The 20362-nt window shown below is 51.9% G+C and carries 20 protein-coding genes; 10 read left to right on the top strand and 10 right to left on the bottom strand.

Annotated elements, in window-relative coordinates:
- Positions 1-126: 126 nt before the first annotated feature.
- A complete protein-coding gene (locus tag ABD931_RS00100; RefSeq protein WP_345262674.1) occupies positions 127-1629 on the bottom strand; it encodes an acyl-CoA synthetase in 1503 nt (500 codons plus the stop codon).
- 61 nt (positions 1630-1690) lie between these two features.
- Here ABD931_RS00100 and ABD931_RS00095 point away from each other — a divergent pair, with 61 nt between their 5' ends.
- Together ABD931_RS00095 and ABD931_RS00090 are read left to right on the top strand one after the other, a co-directional pair.
- On the top strand, positions 1691-1870 hold the full coding sequence (locus tag ABD931_RS00095; protein WP_345262672.1) for a hypothetical protein: 180 nt from the start codon (positions 1691-1693) through the stop codon (positions 1868-1870).
- Positions 1857-2237, top strand: a complete 381-nt coding sequence (locus ABD931_RS00090) for a type II toxin-antitoxin system VapC family toxin (RefSeq protein ID WP_345262670.1) — start codon at positions 1857-1859, stop codon at positions 2235-2237. The genes ABD931_RS00095 and ABD931_RS00090 overlap by 14 nt, the downstream gene beginning before the upstream one ends.
- Positions 2238-2245: 8 nt before the next feature.
- On the opposite strand, the gene ABD931_RS00085 is transcribed toward ABD931_RS00090, so the two are convergent.
- From ABD931_RS00085 to ABD931_RS00055, 7 genes are all read right to left on the bottom strand, one after another.
- Positions 2246-3544 carry an MFS transporter gene (locus ABD931_RS00085; protein WP_345262668.1) on the bottom strand — a complete coding sequence of 433 codons (1299 nt, stop codon included), beginning with the start codon at positions 3542-3544 and terminating at the stop codon, positions 2246-2248.
- Between the two features lie 30 nt (positions 3545-3574).
- Complete coding sequence (locus ABD931_RS00080; RefSeq protein ID WP_345262666.1) at positions 3575-4441, bottom strand: amidohydrolase family protein; 867 nt, start codon at positions 4439-4441, stop codon at positions 3575-3577.
- A 6-nt stretch (positions 4442-4447) separates the two neighbouring features.
- Positions 4448-5569 (bottom strand): alpha/beta hydrolase, encoded by a 1122-nt coding sequence (locus tag ABD931_RS00075; RefSeq protein WP_345262664.1) that lies wholly within the window; start codon positions 5567-5569, stop codon positions 4448-4450.
- An 83-nt stretch (positions 5570-5652) separates the two neighbouring features.
- Positions 5653-6762, bottom strand: coding sequence for a 5-methyltetrahydropteroyltriglutamate--homocysteine S-methyltransferase (locus ABD931_RS00070; RefSeq protein WP_345262662.1), 1110 nt, complete (start codon positions 6760-6762; stop codon positions 5653-5655).
- Entirely contained in the window at positions 6743-8599 is a 1857-nt protein-coding gene (locus ABD931_RS00065) for a feruloyl-CoA synthase (protein WP_345262660.1), read from the bottom strand. The genes ABD931_RS00070 and ABD931_RS00065 overlap by 20 nt, the downstream gene beginning before the upstream one ends.
- Before the next feature lie 99 nt (positions 8600-8698).
- Positions 8699-9472, bottom strand: a complete 774-nt coding sequence (locus ABD931_RS00060) for a crotonase/enoyl-CoA hydratase family protein (RefSeq protein ID WP_345262658.1) — start codon at positions 9470-9472, stop codon at positions 8699-8701.
- Between the two features lie 19 nt (positions 9473-9491).
- A complete protein-coding gene (locus tag ABD931_RS00055) occupies positions 9492-10025 on the bottom strand; it encodes a DUF3237 domain-containing protein (RefSeq protein ID WP_345262656.1) in 534 nt (177 codons plus the stop codon).
- Between the two features lie 84 nt (positions 10026-10109).
- On the opposite strand from ABD931_RS00055, the gene ABD931_RS00050 reads away from it, so the two are divergent.
- A complete protein-coding gene (locus ABD931_RS00050; protein ID WP_345262654.1) occupies positions 10110-11051 on the top strand; it encodes a LysR family transcriptional regulator in 942 nt (313 codons plus the stop codon).
- Between the two features lie 494 nt (positions 11052-11545).
- Here ABD931_RS00050 and ABD931_RS00045 read toward each other — a convergent pair whose 3' ends face one another.
- Both ABD931_RS00045 and ABD931_RS00040 read right to left on the bottom strand, forming a co-directional pair.
- The gene (locus ABD931_RS00045) at positions 11546-11770 is read right to left on the bottom strand and encodes a hypothetical protein (protein WP_345262652.1); all 225 of its coding nucleotides are present in this window, start codon (positions 11768-11770) and stop codon (positions 11546-11548) included.
- Positions 11771-11892: 122 nt separating this feature from the next.
- Positions 11893-14901, bottom strand: a complete 3009-nt coding sequence (locus tag ABD931_RS00040) for a PVC-type heme-binding CxxCH protein (protein WP_345262650.1) — start codon at positions 14899-14901, stop codon at positions 11893-11895.
- 251 nt (positions 14902-15152) lie between these two features.
- Between ABD931_RS00040 and ABD931_RS00035 the strand changes: the two genes are divergently transcribed.
- The 7 genes from ABD931_RS00035 (at position 15153) to ABD931_RS00005 (ending at position 20259) form a co-directional block, all read left to right on the top strand.
- A complete protein-coding gene (locus ABD931_RS00035) occupies positions 15153-15335 on the top strand; it encodes a hypothetical protein (RefSeq protein WP_345262647.1) in 183 nt (60 codons plus the stop codon).
- A 190-nt stretch (positions 15336-15525) separates the two neighbouring features.
- On the top strand, positions 15526-15825 hold the full coding sequence (locus ABD931_RS00030; protein WP_345262645.1) for a hypothetical protein: 300 nt from the start codon (positions 15526-15528) through the stop codon (positions 15823-15825).
- A complete protein-coding gene (locus ABD931_RS00025) occupies positions 15826-16119 on the top strand; it encodes a 3-keto-disaccharide hydrolase (RefSeq protein ID WP_345262643.1) in 294 nt (97 codons plus the stop codon).
- 67 nt (positions 16120-16186) lie between these two features.
- Positions 16187-16540 carry a single-stranded DNA-binding protein gene (locus ABD931_RS00020; protein WP_345262641.1) on the top strand — a complete coding sequence of 118 codons (354 nt, stop codon included), beginning with the start codon at positions 16187-16189 and terminating at the stop codon, positions 16538-16540.
- Positions 16533-17642: a tyrosine-type recombinase/integrase gene (locus tag ABD931_RS00015; RefSeq protein WP_345262639.1), complete on the top strand. Its 1110-nt coding sequence runs from the start codon at positions 16533-16535 to the stop codon at positions 17640-17642. Before ABD931_RS00020 ends, ABD931_RS00015 begins: the two co-directional genes overlap by 8 nt.
- Positions 17643-17965: 323 nt before the next feature.
- A complete protein-coding gene (locus tag ABD931_RS00010) occupies positions 17966-19813 on the top strand; it encodes a type I restriction-modification system subunit M (RefSeq protein WP_345262636.1) in 1848 nt (615 codons plus the stop codon).
- Entirely contained in the window at positions 19810-20259 is a 450-nt protein-coding gene (locus tag ABD931_RS00005; RefSeq protein ID WP_345262634.1) for a restriction endonuclease subunit S domain-containing protein, read from the top strand. Before ABD931_RS00010 ends, ABD931_RS00005 begins: the two co-directional genes overlap by 4 nt.
- Positions 20260-20362 lie beyond the last annotated feature (103 nt).

Genomic DNA, 20362 nt, shown 5'->3' with positions numbered 1-20362 from the left:
GTTAAGAGTTAGGACGGGACCACGTACCACCGGGCTTTTGCCCGTCTTCAACTGACGACGTAGCTTTCCGGCGGTTATGAATGAATACACCGGAAGTTTGTAGTGATGGGGACCATTTATCGTTCATCATTCATCATTTGTAAAAAGCGTTTTCAACTCATTCTTGGTGACTTTGCCCATGGCGTTGCGGGGGAGTTCGTCGACCAGGCGGTACTGCCGGGGCAGTTTGTAGCCGGGCAGTCGTTCGCGCAGCCAGGTGTTAATGTCGGCAGTGGTGACCGAATCATCACTCTTGTTTTTCAGGATGAGCACGGCGGATATTAGTTCACCCCATTCATCGTTGGGAATGCCTACCACGGCGCAATCGCTGATGGCGGGGTGGGTACGCAGCACTTCTTCGATTTCGAGGGCGGAGATTTTGTAGCCTCCCGATTTGATGATGTCGATGGAGTCCCGGCCCAGTATGCGGTAGTACCCGTCTTCGACTACGGCAATATCGCCGGTGCGGAACCAGCCGTCGTCGGTAAACGCCTTCTGGGTCGCTTCGGGTCGGTTCCAGTATTCCAGAAAGACGTTGGCACCTTTGATTTGTATCTCGCCGGGCTGCCCGTCGGACACTTCTGTATTGGCTTCATCTACCAGCCGGACGCTGACATCCGGCAGGGGCATACCGATATACCCCGTCCGGCGCTCACCTTCATAGGGGTTGCTGATACCCATGCCGATTTCCGTCATGCCGTAGCGCTCCAGCAGGGTATGACCGCTGATGGCTTTCCAGCGTTCCATCACCGACGCCGGCAAGGCTGCCGAGCCGGATACCATCAACCGGAAGCGGGAAAGGGTTTCTGATACGCGCTGCTGTTCATCGGCCGGTAGCCCTTCCCAGTAAGCAATCAGTTTAAAGTAAATCGTCGGCACCGCCATGAACACGTTGACCTGGCCTTGCCGGAATATATTAAAAACAGTTTCGGCCGAGAAGTTGGGCAGGAACTCAACCGTAGCACCGGCCCAGAGCGCACAGGACACCACATTGACAATGCCGTGAACATGGTGCAAAGGCAATACGCACAGAATATGGTCGCTGGCTGACCATTGCCAGACATCCACCAGTGTCGAAATCTGCGCTTCCAGGTTGGCGTGGGTGGTAACCACCCCTTTGGGCAGGTTGGTGGTCCCGCTGGTGTACAGAATCATGGCCCGGCGACTCCCATCCCGTTCGGGCAGTTGTGCGGTTCTGGAAGGTTGGGCCTCTTCACCCAGCACAATCAGCCGGAGACCTTTTTCGTCGACCAGCGGTGCTAATACGTCAGCGTATGTTTTGTCGGCGACTACAACCTGCGCCCCGGTATCCTCGATAACGTAGCGCAGGGAAGGCAGCGGATACGACAGCGCCAGCGGAACCGCAACGCCCCCGGCCCGCCAGATACCCCACTGCACCCGCACGTAATCAAATCCGGGTGTCACCATAAAGGCTACGCGGGCCTCGTTGAGGTCTGTAGTCGCATCCAATAAGAGAGCCGCCATATCCGCTGAAGCATCTAGTAGTTGCTGGTAGGAGTACGATTGACCATCCGAAATAACGGCTGTCAATTCGGCGTTATGCGTGGCGTTTTGAATCAGTTGAAGCATTTGAATTGTTATACTCAAAAATGAGTTGCTTTACGTATATTTGTTAAAACCGCAACAAGGTATGGTAATTCGAATTAAAAAAGATGCTCCGGCTTCGGCCATTGATGAAGCGCTGAAAACCATTGCCAACCAGCCCCGACCCACCGGCAAAGGCTTCGACCCGAAGAAATATGCGGGTAAGATTAAATTTCCCGTTGACGGCCTTACCTTCCAGAAACGAGTAAGAGATGAGTGGGACTGATTCAATTCTTGTCGATACGAACTCACTCATCTACTTTTTCAATGGGAATGAGAAAATTATAAATGCCATTGCGGGCCAAACTCTATATATCTTCGTAATTACCGAAATCGAGTTGTTAAGTTTTTCTCAACTTGATGAAGCAAGCGAGAGGTATATTCGATTCTTCCTTCATGACGAAAATTGTCGCCTTATTGAATTAGGTCCGGCCATTAAGGAACTCACTATTGGTATTCGCAAACGCCATCGCGTTAAGCTCCCCGACGCTATTATTGCCGCAACAGCCTTATTTCTGGGTATACCCCTGCTGACTTTCGATTCGGACTTCGTAAAGATTAACGGCCTAAACCTCATTCTGCTGGAACTGTAACGATTGTCTCAATTGATTTTCTTCGACGAAATATACATCGTCATAATTCCGGCAAAGACCGTTGGAATGGCGTAAATCAGGAAGTTGGCGACCATGGATAATCCCATCCCAATCAGAACTCCCCCAATAGCCGGACCAATAATACCGCCGAGCCGGCCGATGCCGATGGAGTAGCCCACGCCGGTCGTGCGGAACTCGGTTGGGTACATGCGGGCGGCCACCGCATACAAGCCCACAAAGCCTCCCTGAATACCAAACCCCAGCAGCGCAAAGACGAAAAGCAGCACCGATGAGCCGATGAATAGCTGGAAAGCCGCCATCAGTACACCCGTCAGAATCAGGATAACGCCAATTGTCTTTTTGAGCCCGTACCGGCTGGAGAAATACCCCTGTGTAATGATACCGAAGAAAGCCCCTACGTTGAAAACCGTACCGGCATAGATGGCCAGTTCAACCGAGAGACCGGCGTTGGAAGCCAGTTTGGGAATCCAGCTCGTCAGGAAATACAAGGTCGCAAAAGCCAGAAACAAGGCCATCCACAACTGAATGGTCGGCAGTTTATACTCGCTGTCCATCAGTGAATTCAGGGGGATACCCTGCCGCGTTGCCGGTTTGGCCGGAAGAGCCTCCAATGGGCCGAATCCCATGCGAACCAGAATGCCGTTGGCTTTCTCCAGCGCCCGCCGGGGTTGCGATTTGAGGTAAAACTCCAGCGACTCCGCCAGCAGAAAATACACCAGCGGCAAGGCCAGCAGCGTAGCCACTCCCGCCAGTTGGAACATCGACTGCCAGCCGTACTGCGGAATGACCTTGGCGGCTACCAGACCCGATGCCACGGCACCGACAGGATAGCCCGACACCACAAAACTCACCCAGAAATCCCTGGTTTTGTCCGGCGTGTACTCGGCAGCAAGGGCGGCCGTACTCGCCAGCATACAGCCGATACCCAGGCCGCTGATGAACCGAAAGGCAATCAGCGCAATAACGGAGGTTGAATAAGCGGTCAGGTATATGCTTACTCCCATGATGGCTGCACTTACCAGAATCATGGTTTTTCGGCCGATTGAATCGGCATAAGGGGCCAGGAACAAGGCACCAAAGGTCATACCGAACAGGCCGGAACTGAATACAATGCCCAGGGCTTCGGGGCTGACGCTCCAGGCTTTGGCAATGGCGGGCGCGGCATACGAGATGACCATCACGTCCATGCCATCGAGCATGTTCATCAGGAAGCAAATGACGACCGTTGCGTATTGAAGCTGCGTAATCGGCCGCTGGTCCATGAGGGGTTTCGAACTGATTTCCATGCATAAAAGGGTTTAGGCACTAGGCACCGGCTATTTCAGACCCAGCATCCGAATGGCATTCTCTTTCAGAATCAAGGGTTTTACCTCCTCCCGAAAACCGGCGTCGGCGAAATCCTTAATCCAGCGGTCGGGCGTAATCAGGGGGAAATCGGTCCCGAAAAGCATCCGGTCTTTCAGCATGGTGTTGGCATACTGAACCAACTGCTTCGGAAAATACTTCGGCGACCAGCCGCTGAGGTCAATATAGATATTTGGTTTGTGCATCGCAACTGACAACGCTTCATCCTGCCACGGCCAGCTTGGGTGCGCAATGATGATGGGGTTGTCCGGGAAGTCGATGGCCACATCGTCGAGGTGAATCGGGTTGGAGTATTCCAGCCGCAGGCCCCCGCCCCCGCGCACGCCCGACCCGAACCCGGAATGGCCCGAATGGAACAGCATCGGCAGGCGGTATTCGGCAATGACTTCGTAGAGGTGATACGCCATCCGGTCGTTGGGGTAAAAGCCCTGCACCGTCGGGTGAAATTTAAAGCCTTTGACGCCATAATTCTCAATCAGATTACGGGCTTCGCGGGCACCCATCCGCCCCTTGTGCGGGTCGATACTGGCAAAGGCAATCATCACATCGGCGTTCTTCTGCGCCCCTTCGGCCACCTCTTCATTCGGAATCCGGCGCTTGCCCACATTGAACTCCGAATCGACGGTGAACATCACGAACGCCATATTCCGCTCCCGGTAATAATCCGCCGTTTCCTGAATGGTTGGGCGATGGTCGGATTTAAAGTATTTGGAAAAAGCCTCGTCCAGTTCCGGCCGAAAATCGTCGTGCGGCTGCCGGCACGATGCTTCGGCATGCGTGTGTACGTCGATGGCGGTGATTTTTTCGATGTCAATCATACCCAATTAGTCTATAAAACCAGCTTTGACCTTCACGCCTGTTTTCACCCAGCTACGCAGTTCATCAAACGCCTTCCCCGTTTGCTGGGGGGTAAAATTGCAATGTCCCCGGCCGTTGGTGTACCTGACCGTAAAGAACTGGCCTTTTCCCTGCTGATGCACCATGTTTTCGAAATTAGTCACGCCATACGCCGGCGGGATCAACTGATCGTAAAGCGTATGCATCAGCACGACGGGTTTATTGATATTGCCCGTCCGGTCGTACTTCCCGAACAGCACCGCCGGGTCGACGGTAGCCGCCAGTCGCTCTGCTTTCCGGTTCACCTCCAGGTCATTCGGAAAACCACTGTAGACGGTGTTCATGTTGTCGAACGGATTGCCTTTAGCTTTCTGCGCGATGTCTCGCAGGACATTCTCGTTAAAGAACAGCGACATCGGCAAATCATCCAGTTGCAGGTCGAATCGCCGGGCAAAGGCCATCGCCAAAGCCGAATCTTTAGCCACAATTGCCTTTCGGATAGCCATGGCTTTGGGCACCATTGACTGCATAGGCTGAGCCTGGTAGGGTTTCGACAGGTCGAATATCTCACTCAATGGCGTAGCAATACCCGGAAACAGTCCGTTAAAAGTCGCGTACATATCAAACTCCTTGCGGCATTGCAGATACGGCCGGCTCGAAAATGGACACAGCGGCAACCCGCCCAGATAATTACCACCATAATTCTCCAGAATCGCCAGCGTAATGCCCCCGCCCATCGAATGCCCGACCATAAAGGTCGAGTCTGGTTTACCATACTTTTTGAAGAAGTACTGCCGCAACGCTTCGGTATCATCTACCGCCTGCGGCAGCACAAACCCCTGGTCCCGGTAATCCGAAGCAGCCACGGCAAAGCCTCTCTCCAGGAAGGGTTTCATGCTGTTCAGAAATTGGGGGTTTTGACTCTGCCGGGGTTTAGCCCCCATAAATTCATACCCATGAGCATACATTACCAGCTTTCCTCTCCAGTTTTCGGGAAAGAGAATGCGGTAACGGGCTCCGTTGATGTTCCCGGAATCAATCCGGGCAACCGGCCCCTGGGCAAACGCGCTGCCAGTTATGCAGAGGCTGAGGAGTAGGGATTTTAGCATAATTCAAGATTGAGTGATTGAATGAATGAGTGATTGAGTGGTTCAATGAGCGGAGCACCTTCACTCAATCACTCAATGACCATTTAGGGGGTCCCCCAAACCTTAGTAGCCGTATTCACAACGAGTTCAATCTTTCGCCACTGGTCGTCGTAGGTCAGGTCGTTGCCGTGGTGGGTAGACGAAAAGCCGCACTGCGGACTCACACACATGTTTTCCAGCGGCATGTACTGGGCCGCTTCGTCGATGCGCCGGCGCAAATCGTCCATGTCTTCCAGTTCCCGCACTTTCGAGGAAATGATACCCAGCACCACCATTTTGTTCTCCGGCACAAAGCGCAGTGGGGCAAAATCACCCGACCGCTCATCGTCGTACTCCAGAAAATAGCCATCGACGTTGATGGTGTTGAACAGCACTTCGGCCACGGGCTCGTAACCACCCTCGGCAAACCAGGTGCTGCGGTAGTTACCCCGGCACAGGTGGATACCCACGGTCAGGTCATCCGGACGGCCATCGATGACCGAATTGATTAAGGCCGCGTACGTTCGGGGCAGCTCGTTCGGGTCTTCGCCCCGGTCCACGGCGGCCGCCCGCATTTTGGGGTCGCAGAGGTACGCCAGGTTGGTATCGTCCAGTTGCAGGTAACGCAGCCCGGCCTGGTACAAGTGGTCGATTTCTTCGCGATACGCTACGGCCAGGTCATGAAAGAACTCATCCATATCCGGGTACGAATGAATATCGATGGATTTGCGCCCACCCCGGAAGTGAATCATGGTCGGCGAGGGTATCGACACCTTCGGCGTTTGCGTCACCACCGATTTGAGGTAATTGAAATCGTCGACCTGAATATCCTTCACGTGTTTCAGCTTGCCGGTAACGCTCAGGACCGGCGGCTTAAATCCGTCCTCGGCAACTTTGGCGTGGGGGTTCGCGTCAATGCCGCCCGTTACCGTTACACCCGCCAGTTCCTTTAGGAAGTCGAGATGGAAATAATCCCGGCGGAACTCCCCATCGGTAATGGCTCGCATTCCGGTCGACTCCAGCTTTTTGACCGTCTCGGCAATGGCCTGGTCTTCAATGGCCCGTAACTCCTCAGCCGAAATTTCCCCCCGCTTCCATTTCAGCCGGTTTTCTTTGACTTCGGGGGTTCTCAATAAACTACCGACATGATCGGCTCTAAACGGGGGTGTTTTCATTGGTTAATTGGTTCAATGGTTGATTGGTTGACTCGGGCTGGTAGAGTTCGTCTACCAGACTGGCCCGGTGCCGCAGGATGGCCCGCTGGTTCAGCGAGCCTTTATCGGTAATTTCACCCAGGTCGATAGAGGGCGGGTCGAGGGCCACCACGGCCCGCTCTACCCGCGTGGCACTGCCGGTGGCGGTCTGGTTTATCGTTACCAGAAACTGATCGATATACGCTTTTACTGTCGGGTGCTGAAAAGCCTCTTTCGCCGGAACCTCTGACGACAGGCGGCACAGTTGCCTGCAGGCATCCGGATTGAGGAACAGGATAGCTCCTACGTATTCACGGTCCAGGCCGGCAATCACCACATCCTGCACCACGGGTGAGCCGGCCGCGATAACTTTGGCTTTCATCGCCCCCACATTCACCCAGGTACCGGTCGAGAGTTTGAAGTCTTCGGCAATGCGGCCGTCGAAGACCAGGCCCTTATCCGGGTTGTTTTCGTCCAGAAATTTCACGGCATCGCCGGTTTTGTAATAGCCTTCTTCATCAAAGGCGCTGCGGGTCGCTTCCTCGTTACGCCAGTAGCCGGGTGTCACGTTGGGCGCTTTGTACCGGGCTTCCAGCTTGTCGCCATTGGGCACCAGCTTAACCTGCATACCCGCTACCGGTACGCCCAGCAAGCCCGAAAAGCTGCCGCCCCAGTTGGCAAACATCGCCGAAGGACCTGACTCCGTGCAGCCCAGGCCGGTGATAATGGGAACTCGTTCGCCAATGGTTTCGACGGCCAACTCCTCCCAGCGGTTCCAGACCGGCTGAGCCAGACTGGCTCCGGCATAGAATAACATGCTCAGGTTTTTGAAAAATGTCCGACGGAGTTCCGGCTCCCGCTCAAAGTACGGAATTAGCATTTCGAAGCCCTTTGGTACGTTGAAGTAGGCCGTCGGGGAAATCTCGCGTAAGTTCTGCACCGTTGTTTCGATGCCCTGCGCGGTCGGCTTGCCGTCGTCCAGGTATAGGGTGCCGCCATGATAAAGCGCCAGTCCGAAGTTGTGATTTCCGCCGAAGGTATGGTTCCAGGGCAGCCAGTCGATGAATACAGGGGGCTTATCGGCCATAAACGGAAACACCTGCGTAATCTGCTGCAGGTTGGCGCACCACATCTGGTGGGTATTGATTACGCCTTTCGGCAAGCCGGTTGAGCCGGATGTAAACAGGACCTTCGCCACCCCGTCCGGCCTCACGCCGGCAAAAGCCTCGTCAACGGTGTGGGTGGGTTCAACGGCCATTATGTCCGAAAAATCGACGGCGTCGCCTTCTTCAGCCGTGATAATGGTTACCGATGGGAACAGCGATTGGGCCAACTGCGAGGCTCGGGCGTACACCCGGCCGTTCTGCGCAAAAATGACTTTGGGCGTCATCAGTTGCAGGCAGTGTTTCAACCGCTCCAAATCGGCGGATACCAGCGAGTAAGGCGGTGAGATCGGCGAATACGGAATACCGATATGCACGGCAGCCAGGGCCAGCAGGGCGTGTTCGAGGCTGTTTTCGGATAAGATTACGATGGTTTCATTGGCCGTCAGCCCCAGATTCAGCAAATATTGGGCAATGGAGCGAACCCGGTCGAGCGTCTGGCGGTAAGATAGGGTTACCCAGTCTCCCTGTTTGTTGCGCCGGGCCAGAAAGAGCTTATCGGGTTGCCGGTCGGCCCAGTACACCAGCTTCTCCGTCAGCTTTTTGGGGAACGGTGCCAGCGGCTGCTCCAGGCGCAGGTGAATGGAGCCATCGGGGCTCACTTCCTTCCGGGTGCGGGTCGGACCAAAGGCTATTTGTTTGAAAGGGGCAGGCATTTGTAACGTTTCGGGTTTCAGGTTTAAGGTTTCAAGTTGCTGGCGCAGTTAACCGCCGGGCGGCCCCGCTGGAACCTGGAACATGGAACTTTGAACAGTTTAAACTATTTTCTTCGCCCTCCCTTCCAGAAAATCAGCTAACCGCTGCTTGGCTTCGGGCGAGGATTGCGCAATGGCCGCCATCAGAGATTCCAGCAACAAGCCCTCCGACTGCGCCGAATCGGCAATGCGCGGCAAGACGTGCATCAGGGCGTAATTGGTCATTTCGGCGTTCTGCGCGATTCGTTTGGCCAGTTCAAGGCCTTGCGTCAGGCCCTCCCCTTCTGCCGCCAGATACTGAGAAAAACCCATCGCTACGCCTTCCTCCGCCTGTATGACCCGGCCGGTAAACATCATATCCGACATCCGCGCCATGCCAATCAGCTTGGGTAACCGCACCGAGGCCCCTCCGCCCACGAAGATGCCTCGCTGGCCTTCCGGCAGGGCGTAAAACGTGGTCTGTTCGGCCACGCGGATATGGCAGGCAGCGGCAATTTCCAGTCCTCCGCCCACACAGGCACCTGTCAAAACCGCCACCACCGGCACGGTACCGAACTGAATGCGGTCCAGCGCCCTATGCCACATGCGCGAATGGTGCAGCCCCTCCACCACCGTCCGCTCCTGCAGTTCAGACAGGTCAAGACCGGCGCTGAAATGCGGTCCTTCGCCGTGCAGAACGGCGCATCTGACACCCGCCGGAATAGCCGAAAAAACAGCCTCCAGCGCCATAATCAGTTCATCACTGATGGCATTCCGCTTTTCCGGACGATTGATTTTCACGAACAGAATTTCCTCCTGCTGGTCAACTTCCAGAAACGTCGATTTATCTGCCATAGGGGGTTTGATTAAGAGGTTAAAGCACTTTCCAGACGTTGATAATGACGCTATCGGGGTTACGTAGAGCCGTACAAATGAAAATAGCGTTATTCATCCACTCGTATTTACCGGCCGGTGCTTCAAACTTCGGTGCCGCCCGGAAGTAATACTCACTCGGACTTACCGGCTCTCCCCGGCCAATACGGGCGGCTACTTCGGGCGTGGCGACGCGCAGGCCGGTGTTCTTGATGTAGATGATGACGCCATCGTCCGTTTTCAACTGATAATGCGCTTCCAGCTCGGCCACACCGTCTTTCCGGACAATCTGCCAATCGGCACCGCCGGTCAGGATATCACCTTTCAGTTTCGGGCCTTCAAACGTTCCGCCTATAATCGGGATAATCCGGCGCAGACCGTGCGGGGTTTCGCCAACGACATACGGATTGGCTATTTTCACCCGGAGTTCGCAGACAAATTCCAGTTGGGGTGCTACTCTCCTATCCGGTTTTTGGGCGAGAGCCTGCTGGCTGATGATCATAAGCATAGCGACGAATAGAACAGTAGGGTTCATAGCGTACCGGGTATCCGGCAAAAATCTAAAATCCTGTTAGCAAAATCTAATCGTGTTTTATAATATTGTAATAAGTTTTACTTATTGGAGAATGCACTCTCCGGTTTTGAGATGGAGCTACGGCAGTTACGGTATTTTGTGGGGGTTGCGGAGGAATTGCATTTTGGCCGGGCGGCCGAAAAACTATTTGTATCCCAGCCCGCCCTGAGTCAGCAGATTCAAATCCTGGAAGCCGAAATCGGCGTGGAGCTATTCGTGCGGGTCAAGCGGACACAACTCCGCAAGGTGGAGCTGACCGAAGCGGGTTCGGGTCTGCTGGTCGAAGCCAAACGCATTTTGCAACTCGCCGAAAAAGCCGTCGAGACCGCCCGCCGAACCGGTTTGCAGCAGCGGGTTATCAACATGGGCGTTTACCGGATGATGATTCGGGAACGGATTCTGGAACTGGTCGAAATCAGCTCCCGGCTCTTCCCTGACCTGGAGATTAAGCTGATTGAACTCCCAACCCCGATGGCGGTGCAGGATGCGGTTTTCGACGATGCTATTGATTTGGGCGTAACCCTGCTACCCCTGAAATACGACCAACTCCGGGCCGTTCCGCTGAAAACCGGCTATCTGAAAGTCATGCTTTCGGAAAACCACCCGCTGGCGCAGGAAGACGCTCTCCAGGTAGCGCAGTTAAAGAACGAGAAATGGGTGGACATTAAGCGCTCCATCCACACCGTCTACGACGATATCGAACGCATTTGCCGACAGGCCGGATTCAGCCGCGAAGCCGCTATTGTTCAGGAGGTATCCTCTATTGAACTGCTCAGCGGACTGGTCAGCCTGGGTATCGGTGTGGCGATGGTACCCACCTTTTACGATGCGACAAACATCAAAGGTGTGGTCTGCAAAGCGCTGATCAACCCCGACGGTACACCCTTCACCGAAGTAGCGATACAAGCCGCTATCTGCTACAAAACGGCCAACTATTCCCCAACGATTCAGGCTTTGGCGGGGGCTTTTCAGGCCAACAACAAGTAAGCACTACTGTCAATTTCTTATTCATCGTCCTTTACACAAAGCCGCTTATGACTGTTTGTGGCTATTCAATGTTCAGTTCAGATTGGGGCGAGGGGAATAAGCCAAATTTCACCTTTTTCAGGTTTTGTTGCGAGTTTTTTGGCTGGTTCTCTTGTCGCGTATTGATTATAAGCAAATAACCGTGCAAAAATAGGCTTGCCCCTACAGGGCAGGGAGTGCGTTTGATATAGGTGACATGACTACAAACCGCTGACCCCTCTGGGGTACTAAGCGCATCTTCTTACCCCGGAGGGGTCAGCGGTTTGTAGCCCCAGCCTATTCGTGCCCTGCTCGCTGCCCTGTAAGGGCAAGCCAAAATGGCTCGCTCAATTCTTTAAAATCAATTTACGCCACAAACAGGGCTATTTAGGAGCGTACCTGCGGCACGCTGGGACTTGCGTGGTTGTTGAATGCTACAAACATTGGGTCGCTACGCGACTGCCGGATGTATCAAATCAGCCATGCATCAAAGCCCTTGTCTCATAGAACGGCTCGTTATCCAGTTGGGTGAATGCGATTAAGTCTTTGTCATTTTTATAATCCTCATACAATGTGTCAACGGCTGTTTTCAAGCTTTTTTGCTTTTCAGTCCTTATAGACTTCAAGGTCCGTTCAATCACCAGAATCTTCTCAGTTAGCGGCAGTTTATCCAGTTCGCGTATGATGGTTTCTACTGTCATAATCCAAAGTCACAAATTATCGAGGATCCAATCGCCATGACCGCCAAACGATTATAGGCCAAAATCACCCTACATCGCACCAGCCGCAATCCGAAATCCCCAATCCGAAATCATAGTCCCGCCTACTGCTGCCGGATATACGCCAGCAAATCGGCCATTTGGGCGACGCTGATGCTGGCTTCCAGCCCTACCGGCATGGCGGACGTCTGCGCCTTGTCGATGCCGGCGATGTCCGACCGGGCAATGACCGTTTCGCTGCCACCGGCCAGGCGGAGCGTTACGGCCGTGGCGGTTTCGTTGGCGATGATACCGGCCGTTTGTTTGCCGTTCCTGAGCGTGACGGTGCAGTAATCGTAGCCGTCGGCGATGGAGTTGTTGGGGTGCAGAATCTCGGTCAGGATGCTGTGCGGATTGCGGTTCCGGAGCGACGCCAGATCCGGCCCGAAGGCCTGCCCGTTTTTACCGCCCATCTGATGGCAGGCGCTGCACACCTGCTGAAACACCTGCTTACCCCGCCCGGCATCGCCTTGCTGGTTCAGGGCCGTCATGTACCGCTGCACCACGGCTTTTCGGTCTTCGGCCACCGCCAGCACTTTTCGGGCGTGGGCGCGGATGTCGGCATCGTAGTAGTTCATCAGCCGCACCATCTGCGGCCAGGTAAGGTCCGTGCGGGCGACTTTCTGCTGGTCGATGGCGTCGAGCAGGCTATGAATCTGCCCGGCATTGCGCAGGAAAACCCCAACCGCCGTTTGTTTTACGTCCGGGCTAAGTTTGGTCCAGTCGCGCAGAGCCAGGGCACACGCCTGCGGCCCGGACACCTGGCTGATGGACTCAAAAGCGGCTTTCCGGATTCCGTCGGGATTCGGGTCAATCACCAGCCGCTCCAGCAGGTTCTGGTACGCCTGTGGGTTATACAGCGCCAGCAACCGCACGGCCGCCGACCGAACGCCTTCCGGCTGCCCCGCATCGATCGCCAGCGTAGCGGCTTTCTCCGCCTGCACCCGTACCGCTTCCGTCTTGGGCAACCCCACCAGCCGCAGCAAGTCCATTTTGACTGAGAGCAGGTCCGGAGCCGTCGACCGGCTGAAATCGGGCAGTAACGCCTGCCGGTTTGCATCGGTTAGTGCTACGGTCACGCCCCTCGACTGCCACAGCCGCGCTACGCCCGACAACACCGCCGACTGCACCCAGGCCGGACTATTTGGCCCCGATTCGGTCAGGCTCGCCAGCAGTTTGGGCACTTCGCTGTCCGTTTTTTTATTGGCCATGGTCGCGCCGAGGTAGGCAAAGAATTCCTTTTTCTCGGGCGACGGTGCGTTGCCAAACTCCCGCAAGGCCACTTGGTACAGTTCCCATTCCTGCCCGGCCGCCGAGGTCAGTGCCGCCAGTGCCGCCCATTTATCGTCAATATCCTGTTTCAGAATAGCCACCCGAGCCTCGTCCATACCCGCGACGGTCAGGTCGCCCAACGTACACAACGCCTGAAACCGCACCTTCGCCGACGGGTCAGCCTGCATCGCCAGCAACGCATCAGTCAGCCTCTTATCGGTCAATAGCGACGGCTGTCGCTCCGCCACCCGTATGGCGTTTTCCCGCACGCCCGGCTCTTTAGCCCGCAGGCAGCGTAAAAGAACATCCGTATCGACACTTTTCAGCCCGTCGAGCAGCCAGAGCGCGTGGACTTTGGCTTCAGGTCGCTTAGCGAGTTCCGTTAGTCGTTTCAGGGGCTTCACCACGGCCTTGTCCTGCCGCTGGTACAATAGCCGCTGGGCCGTGCGCCGGTACCAGCCGTTCGGGCTTTGCAGCAGGTCGACCAGGTCGTCGCCCGACATCCGGTCGAGCCGGAGTTTACCCAGCCAGTTCATGGGCAGGCCTTTTTCGGGTACAATGCGGTAAATGCGGCCTTTGTCTTTGCCGTTGTACATCGTGCCCGACTTAACCATCTCTTCCGACATCCACTCCGGATGCTCGATGCTCTGGCGGTAGTAGTCGATGACGTACAAGGCGCCCTCCGGCCCGACGTAAAAGCTGACCGGCCGGAACCAGCTATCTTTCGACGCCAGAAATTCCTTCTTCTCCAGCAGCCGGCTGGCCACAAAACTGGCTCCCTTATCGGTGATGACATCGGCATGAACCAGATTGTGCGAGGGCTCGCCCACGAAGGTTACGTTGTTGAACCGCTCGCCAAAGGCCCCGCCATTATACCAGGTTACCCCGCACGAGGAAGTAATCACCCCCCGGTCGGTGAGCAACTGGTCGTTGGGGTTTTCGGTGATGGGGTACACCTCGGCGGCATTGCCGTGGTCGGGTATGTGCTGGGTGGCATCGGGCACCAGCAGGTTCGGGTTGCGGGCGATGTAGCGGGCGGCCAGCACCTCATGAAACAGGTGGTCGGCATTGGACGTACCGAGTTGATGCCCCCAGGGGTCAAACGTCTGGCCGTACTGCGTCTTGCCGGCCAGTTCTTCCAGTTCGTAGGTATCCGGCCGGAACCGGACGTTGCGGCCGTGGGCGTTGCGGGCCAGCACCGGCGCGTTAGGATTGTCGGGGAAGCGGATTTCGGAGCCTTTGTCGCCGAACTCTTTCTTGTACACAAAGGGCGTTACCTCGCCTTCGTGCGCCAGGTAAATCCAGTTGTCGAGCCCGAAAACGGGGGTATTGAGGTTATGCTGCGGATTGGACAGTGCAAAGCCGGTCAGCAGTTTTTTGCGGACATCGGCTTTATCGTCGCCGTTAGTATCTTCCAGGTACCAGACATCGGGGGCATCGGTGACGATAATGCCTTTCTGCCAGCGCATCACGCCCGTGGGTAGGGTAAACTGGTCGGCAAAGACCACGCTTTTGTCCGGGTAGCCATCGCCGTTGGTATCTTTCAGGAGTTTTACTTTGCCGCTTTTGCCCAGGTCGAGCGGGTATCCCGGCATCTCCACGACGTACATCCGGCCGCGTTCGTCCACCTCCATCGCCACCGGATCGGCCACCAGCGGCTCGGCGGCCACCAGCTCAATACGGAAGCCCTCTATCAGTTGAAAAGACGCCAGCGCCTTTTTGTGCTCGGCCGAGAGGGGGCGCGGGGATTGGGTCGGCCCGCTGTACATCAGGATAATCAGGAAGATGATAAAGTATCGCATAGAGTCAGGAAAAGTCAACTAACAAACCTATTGATTTGCGGGTGAAATGGCAAGGGGAAGAAGCGGAAGCAAGGGGGTACCGTAACGACACCGGCAATAAACTACGTTGCCCTACACGCCTACAAGTAACCGGCCACTCGAAAAAATTATAAGCCTGTTCAACTCGTTAAACCTGGAAAAGGATTAAATTACCCCAGAGTTCTCCTGCTCCTCCAGGAAGGTGTTGCAGGTGATTACGAGCCTTTACCCATATGGCAGAACTGAAAAAATACACAAATTTTGACGCTTTGAAATTAGATGAGCAGTCAGGCAGTGCTGATGACCGGAGTAAAGACGCTCCTTTTTCAGAGTTTGAAGCTTTCATAAAAGAGCTGCAAAAAGAACATTCCAGGAAAAAGCAGACCAAAACAGATAAGGGAAGGCAGCCTGACTGATAACATCTTAACGGTATGCAGAACGCTTAATACGTTTTCAGTAGAGTACATAATTGTTGGTGGGACCGCAGTTGCGCTGCATGGTTACTATCGGCCTTCCAAAAATGAAGCGGGTGAAAGAGCAGCCAAACCTGATTTGGATTTTTGGTTTAACCCAACGTATGACAACTACTTTAAACTTCTGGACGCATTGGAAGATTTAGGGCAGGACGTATCAAAGTTTAAAGAAGAGCAAACACCTAATCCCAAAAGGTCATTTTTCAGATATGAATTTGAAACGTTTACACTTGATTTTTTACCCGAAGTGAAAGCTCCCTTGAACTTCCGATCATCTTTCAATAAAAAGGAAATAGTAACGCTGAACGACACCGAAATTCCTTTTATAAGCTATGAAGATCTGATCTCGGACAAAAAGACAAACGCCAGATCTAAGGACATTATCGACCTTGAACAACTCGACATAAATAGAAAAAGTAAGGAAAACCAATAATTGGTCCGAGCCTGGAGCGGGGGTATCTACGACGAAGCCCGGCGCGGCTGGCTGGCCGACCTGACCAAAAAACCCGCCGGCCAGAAAGCCTTCAACAAATACGGCTGGAACAAATACCGCATCGAAGCCAACGGTCCTATGCTAAGCGTCTCCGTCAACGGCGTACCCACCGCCAGCATCCGCGATACCGTCGACGCCAGCGGCTTTATTGCCCTACAGGTCCACGGCACCAAAGTGGAGCGCCCCCTGGAAGTACGGTGGCGGAATATTCAGTTGATGGAGATTGGCAGGTAACGTTGTGTTCGCAGGAACGTCTAAACGGTGGACAACAGACTTTACCATCGTCAATAAGGACAGTATTATGCGCGGACTCAATAAAGTAACCCTCATCGGCAATCTCGGTGCCGACCCGGACTATCAGCAACTTGAAGGAAATGTAGGAGTTGCCAAATTTTCGCTGGCCACTACAGAAGCTTACAAAGACAAAAACGGACACGTACATCATACTACAGACTGGCATTCTATTGTGCTATGGCGAAGTCTGGCGGAACTGACGCATAAGTACCTACGGAAAGGAAGTATGGTTTACGTGGAGGGTAAATTAAAAAACCGGCAATTTGAAGACAAAGAAGGCCGCACCCGGTATGTTACAGAAATCGTTGCCGACCAAATCATTATGCTGGATAAAAAAGTCGGTAATACAGAGGATGAGTGAACCGACCGATAATCCAAAACCCAGACACCCCCAGGTTCGCTACGAATCGGCCCAGCACCACGGCAAATCCGTTATTTTCATCTGTTTCGAGCCAGACAAGCAACTAAACGAACGGGTCCGGAAACTGGCTGGTGCACGGTGGAGTTCGTCCAAAAAGGCCTGGTACGTAACCGATAATCCGTTCTACCGACAGAAATTCGGACTGGAACCCGTTTTAGTTGGGAAAGAGGTACTGGCCCAGATACACCCGGTCAATCAGCCGGCTCTTCTGAGACTAATCGAAACGCTGCAACTCAAAGCCTACAGCGCCAGTACCCTCCAGACCTACCGCAATGAGTTTGCGCAGCTCCTGTATGTTCTGAAAGCGACTCCGGTTGATTCGCTAAATCCCGACCGACTGCGCAGCTACTTTCTGTATTGCGTCAATACCTTGAAACTATCTGAGAATACGCTGAATAGCCGGATTAATGCGGTGAAGTTTTACTTTGAGCAGGTGTTGAGCCGTCAGCAAATGTTTATTGAGATACCCCGGCCGAAGAAAAAGGTGCTATTACCAAATGTCTTGGCGATAAGTCAGATAGAAAAGCTCTTTTTAAAATTAGAGAACTTGAAGCACCAGACAATGCTGTTTTTAGCATACTCAGCCGGACTACGAGTAAGCGAAGTAGTGAATTTGAAAATCAGAGATATTCACTCAGCCCGCATGGCTATCAACATCAAAGGTGCCAAGGGAAAAAAAGACCGCACGGTAGCTTTATCGGAAGGCATCTTGGAGCTGCTTCGGCGCTACTATCTAGTATATAAACCCCAAGAATGGCTTTTTGAGGGTCAATATCCCGGTGAGCCGTACAGCACAAGAAGCTTACAACAGATTTTCCACCGAGCCAAAAATGCTGCTAAAATTCACCAACCTGTAACTTTCCACAGTCTGAGACATAGTTATGCAACACACTTACATGAGGCAGGTACAGACATTAAACTTATTCAAGAGTTACTCGGCCACAACGACATCAAAACGACCTTACGCTATACACATGTAAGCAACCGAACACTTGAAAAAATTAAGAGCCCATTTGACTCGTTGAACCTGAAAAACGAGTAACTTCCGCCAAGCAAAACGTCTATCGCGAAAGGGAGTCAAGAAATAAGTACGACATTAAAAGTACTATACATTCCCTATAAAGTACAAATAAATACAAAAAGTACGACAAAACTTTCGCATATTTACGAGTTACCTGCAACCCTATTTGCAACATCTCGCTGTTCGTAGGTGGACAGTAAACCTCAACAGCCCACCGCACATTTTGGCACATTTGCAAGGCACAAAAGCCGATACACAGAAGCCAACCTTGCAAAAGAGCCAAAATTCCGCTGCCGCACAGCTTACTTTGACTAAATTGCCAACTCAAAAAAAGACAACCATTAATGGCTAAAATCGGTTCATTTTATCACATAGACCCAAACAACTGGTTATTCAACACACATGGCGACGTACTTGACTGCAAGCGAAGAGCAAAAGAATATTTTGACGCTAAGGGAACTTACGATGGTGCAGAGTATATAATTGAAGAATTTGTTAGACAATGGGCATTAAGACAACTGTTGACAGAATATCAGTATCCCAAAGAATGGCTCGGTGAGAAAATTGTTATTGAAGAACCTGTAAAAATGGGTTCAACAGAGAAAGAAGCTGATATTTCAATTAAAAACGATACACGCAGAACATTTATCTATGTAGAGGTTAAAAAAAGAGGAATTTCCGAAGATGAATTCAACGAAGCAGAACGGCAACTCGAAACATATCTTGCCTCGACCCATACAGCAACAATAGGCTTAGTTACTGACGGTGACAGAGTAAGAAGTTTACGGAAAAAAATTGACCCAAACGATTTTGAGTATATACCAGATATTTATTCTTTCGGTGGCGCTCAAGCCAATCAAGTAAAACTTGTAAGGGAAATTCCAGCTACAGGAGATAAAACCAAAACTGGATTAACGCCAATTAATAAAGACTACGAAAGGCTTTTATTTGATAGTCATAGCATTATTCGTGACATAGATGGTCTTCATGCGGACGAAGCTTTAGATGAACTTTCTAAAATCATTTATGTAAAAATCTACGACGAAAAGAAGACCCTAAAACAAGGTGACAAAGCAGAATTTAAATTTCAAATCTATGGTGCAAGTAACCCGTCAGAAGTTGCATCCAATATTCGTGTTCTTTATGAAGAAGCGAGAAATGCAGAATTGGAAGTTTATTCTAAACGAATTCCAAACTACGAACGGTCGAGAGGTGTATTCAAAAATCAAATCCGACTTAGTGATGCAGCAGTTTACGCAATAGTTGAAAAGCTGCAAAAGTATTCTTTAGTAGATACACCAACCGATGTAAAGGGCATTGCATTTCAGAATGTTTTAAGTTCAGCTATTCGGGCTGGAATGGGGCAGTATTTTACACCTGACCCAATTGTAAAAATTGCTACAGGAATTTTACAACCATCACCCTCGGATATGATTTTAGACCCATTTTGTGGGTCAGGACACTTTCTAACAAGTTGCCTTGATTATGTTGTAAAAAATTATGGCGAAAGCATCAAGGAAGCAGACATGTACGAGTTTAAGTTTTTCCATCTGCACGGGATTGAAAAATCCGAAAGGATGGTAAGAATTGCAATGACAGATATGTTACTTCATGATGATGGACACACAAACATTAGAAACCTTGACGCACTTTTAAGTTTTGAAAACTATCCCGACATATTAGCTCTTAGAGACGATGGTAATTCTGACCCAGCAGTTTTTAGTATGATTGTTACAAATCCGCCATTTGGTAGCATCATGCGTAGCGAAGTGAAAGAAATGGTAGGTCGTTTTAATTTAGGAGCAAAGAAAAAGTCATTGCCGTTAGAAATTTTAGGTTTAGAAAGGTCGTTTCAGTTTCTAAAACCTGGTGGAAGAATGGCAATCGTTTTACCTGATGGGCTACTAAAAAATAAAAACGCAAAATTTGTAAGGAAGTGGGTTGAGCAAGTTGCAGAAATAAAAGCGATTATCAGTTTACCAGAGGAAGCATTTAATGCTTATGGAGCAATGGTAAAAACATCACTTTGCATTTTTAGAAAACTCAACGAAAAAGAAGCACCAAATCCTGATAGTAAAGCACTTTTATTGGAAGCCGAAAACTTAGGGTATGACGCTACAGGAAGGGAAAAAGCAGGTACAGAGGTTGACCAAATTATTGAATTGTTTCACAAAGAAATCGGCTGGAAATGAAAAATTTAATTGTTCATCAAAAATCACTAATAAAAGAAGAAAGATGGGATTTTGACTTCCATGAGCCGTCAGAGTTGATAAAGTCTTTTGACCCATCTTCTTTAAAGAAAGTTATTGACGTTGCAGAAGTTGTAAAGGCGAAGAAAGACCCAACAAAAAACCCTGACGAAACTTTTCAATATATAGATATTTCGAGCGTTGACATCGAAACTGGTGAAATCGCAAGAAGTCAAGATTTAACGGGAGCCGAAGCCCCATCGAGAGCAAGAAAATTAGTACAAGCATATGATATAATAATTTCGACTTGCCGCCCGACACGGAAAGCCATAGCCGTTGTTCCCGAAGAACTACACGGGCAAATTTGTTCGACAGGATTTTCAGTAATAAGGGCAAATGCAAATATTAATCCTTTGTACTTACATTGGGTGCATTCCAAAGTGTCGTAGTGCGCTTTGTTCATGTGTAACTATGCGGCCATGGAGTAGCTACCAGGCTCAATAAGGGCTTTGACCAATGGCCACCGACCACTCATCCAGCAACTCCGCAGAT

The sequence above is a fragment of the Nibrella viscosa genome, from assembly GCF_039541875.1.
Lineage (GTDB): Bacteria > Bacteroidota > Bacteroidia > Cytophagales > Spirosomataceae > Nibrella > Nibrella viscosa.
Note: the sequence above shows the minus strand (reverse complement) of the source record. Positions and strands in the feature narration are given on the sequence as shown.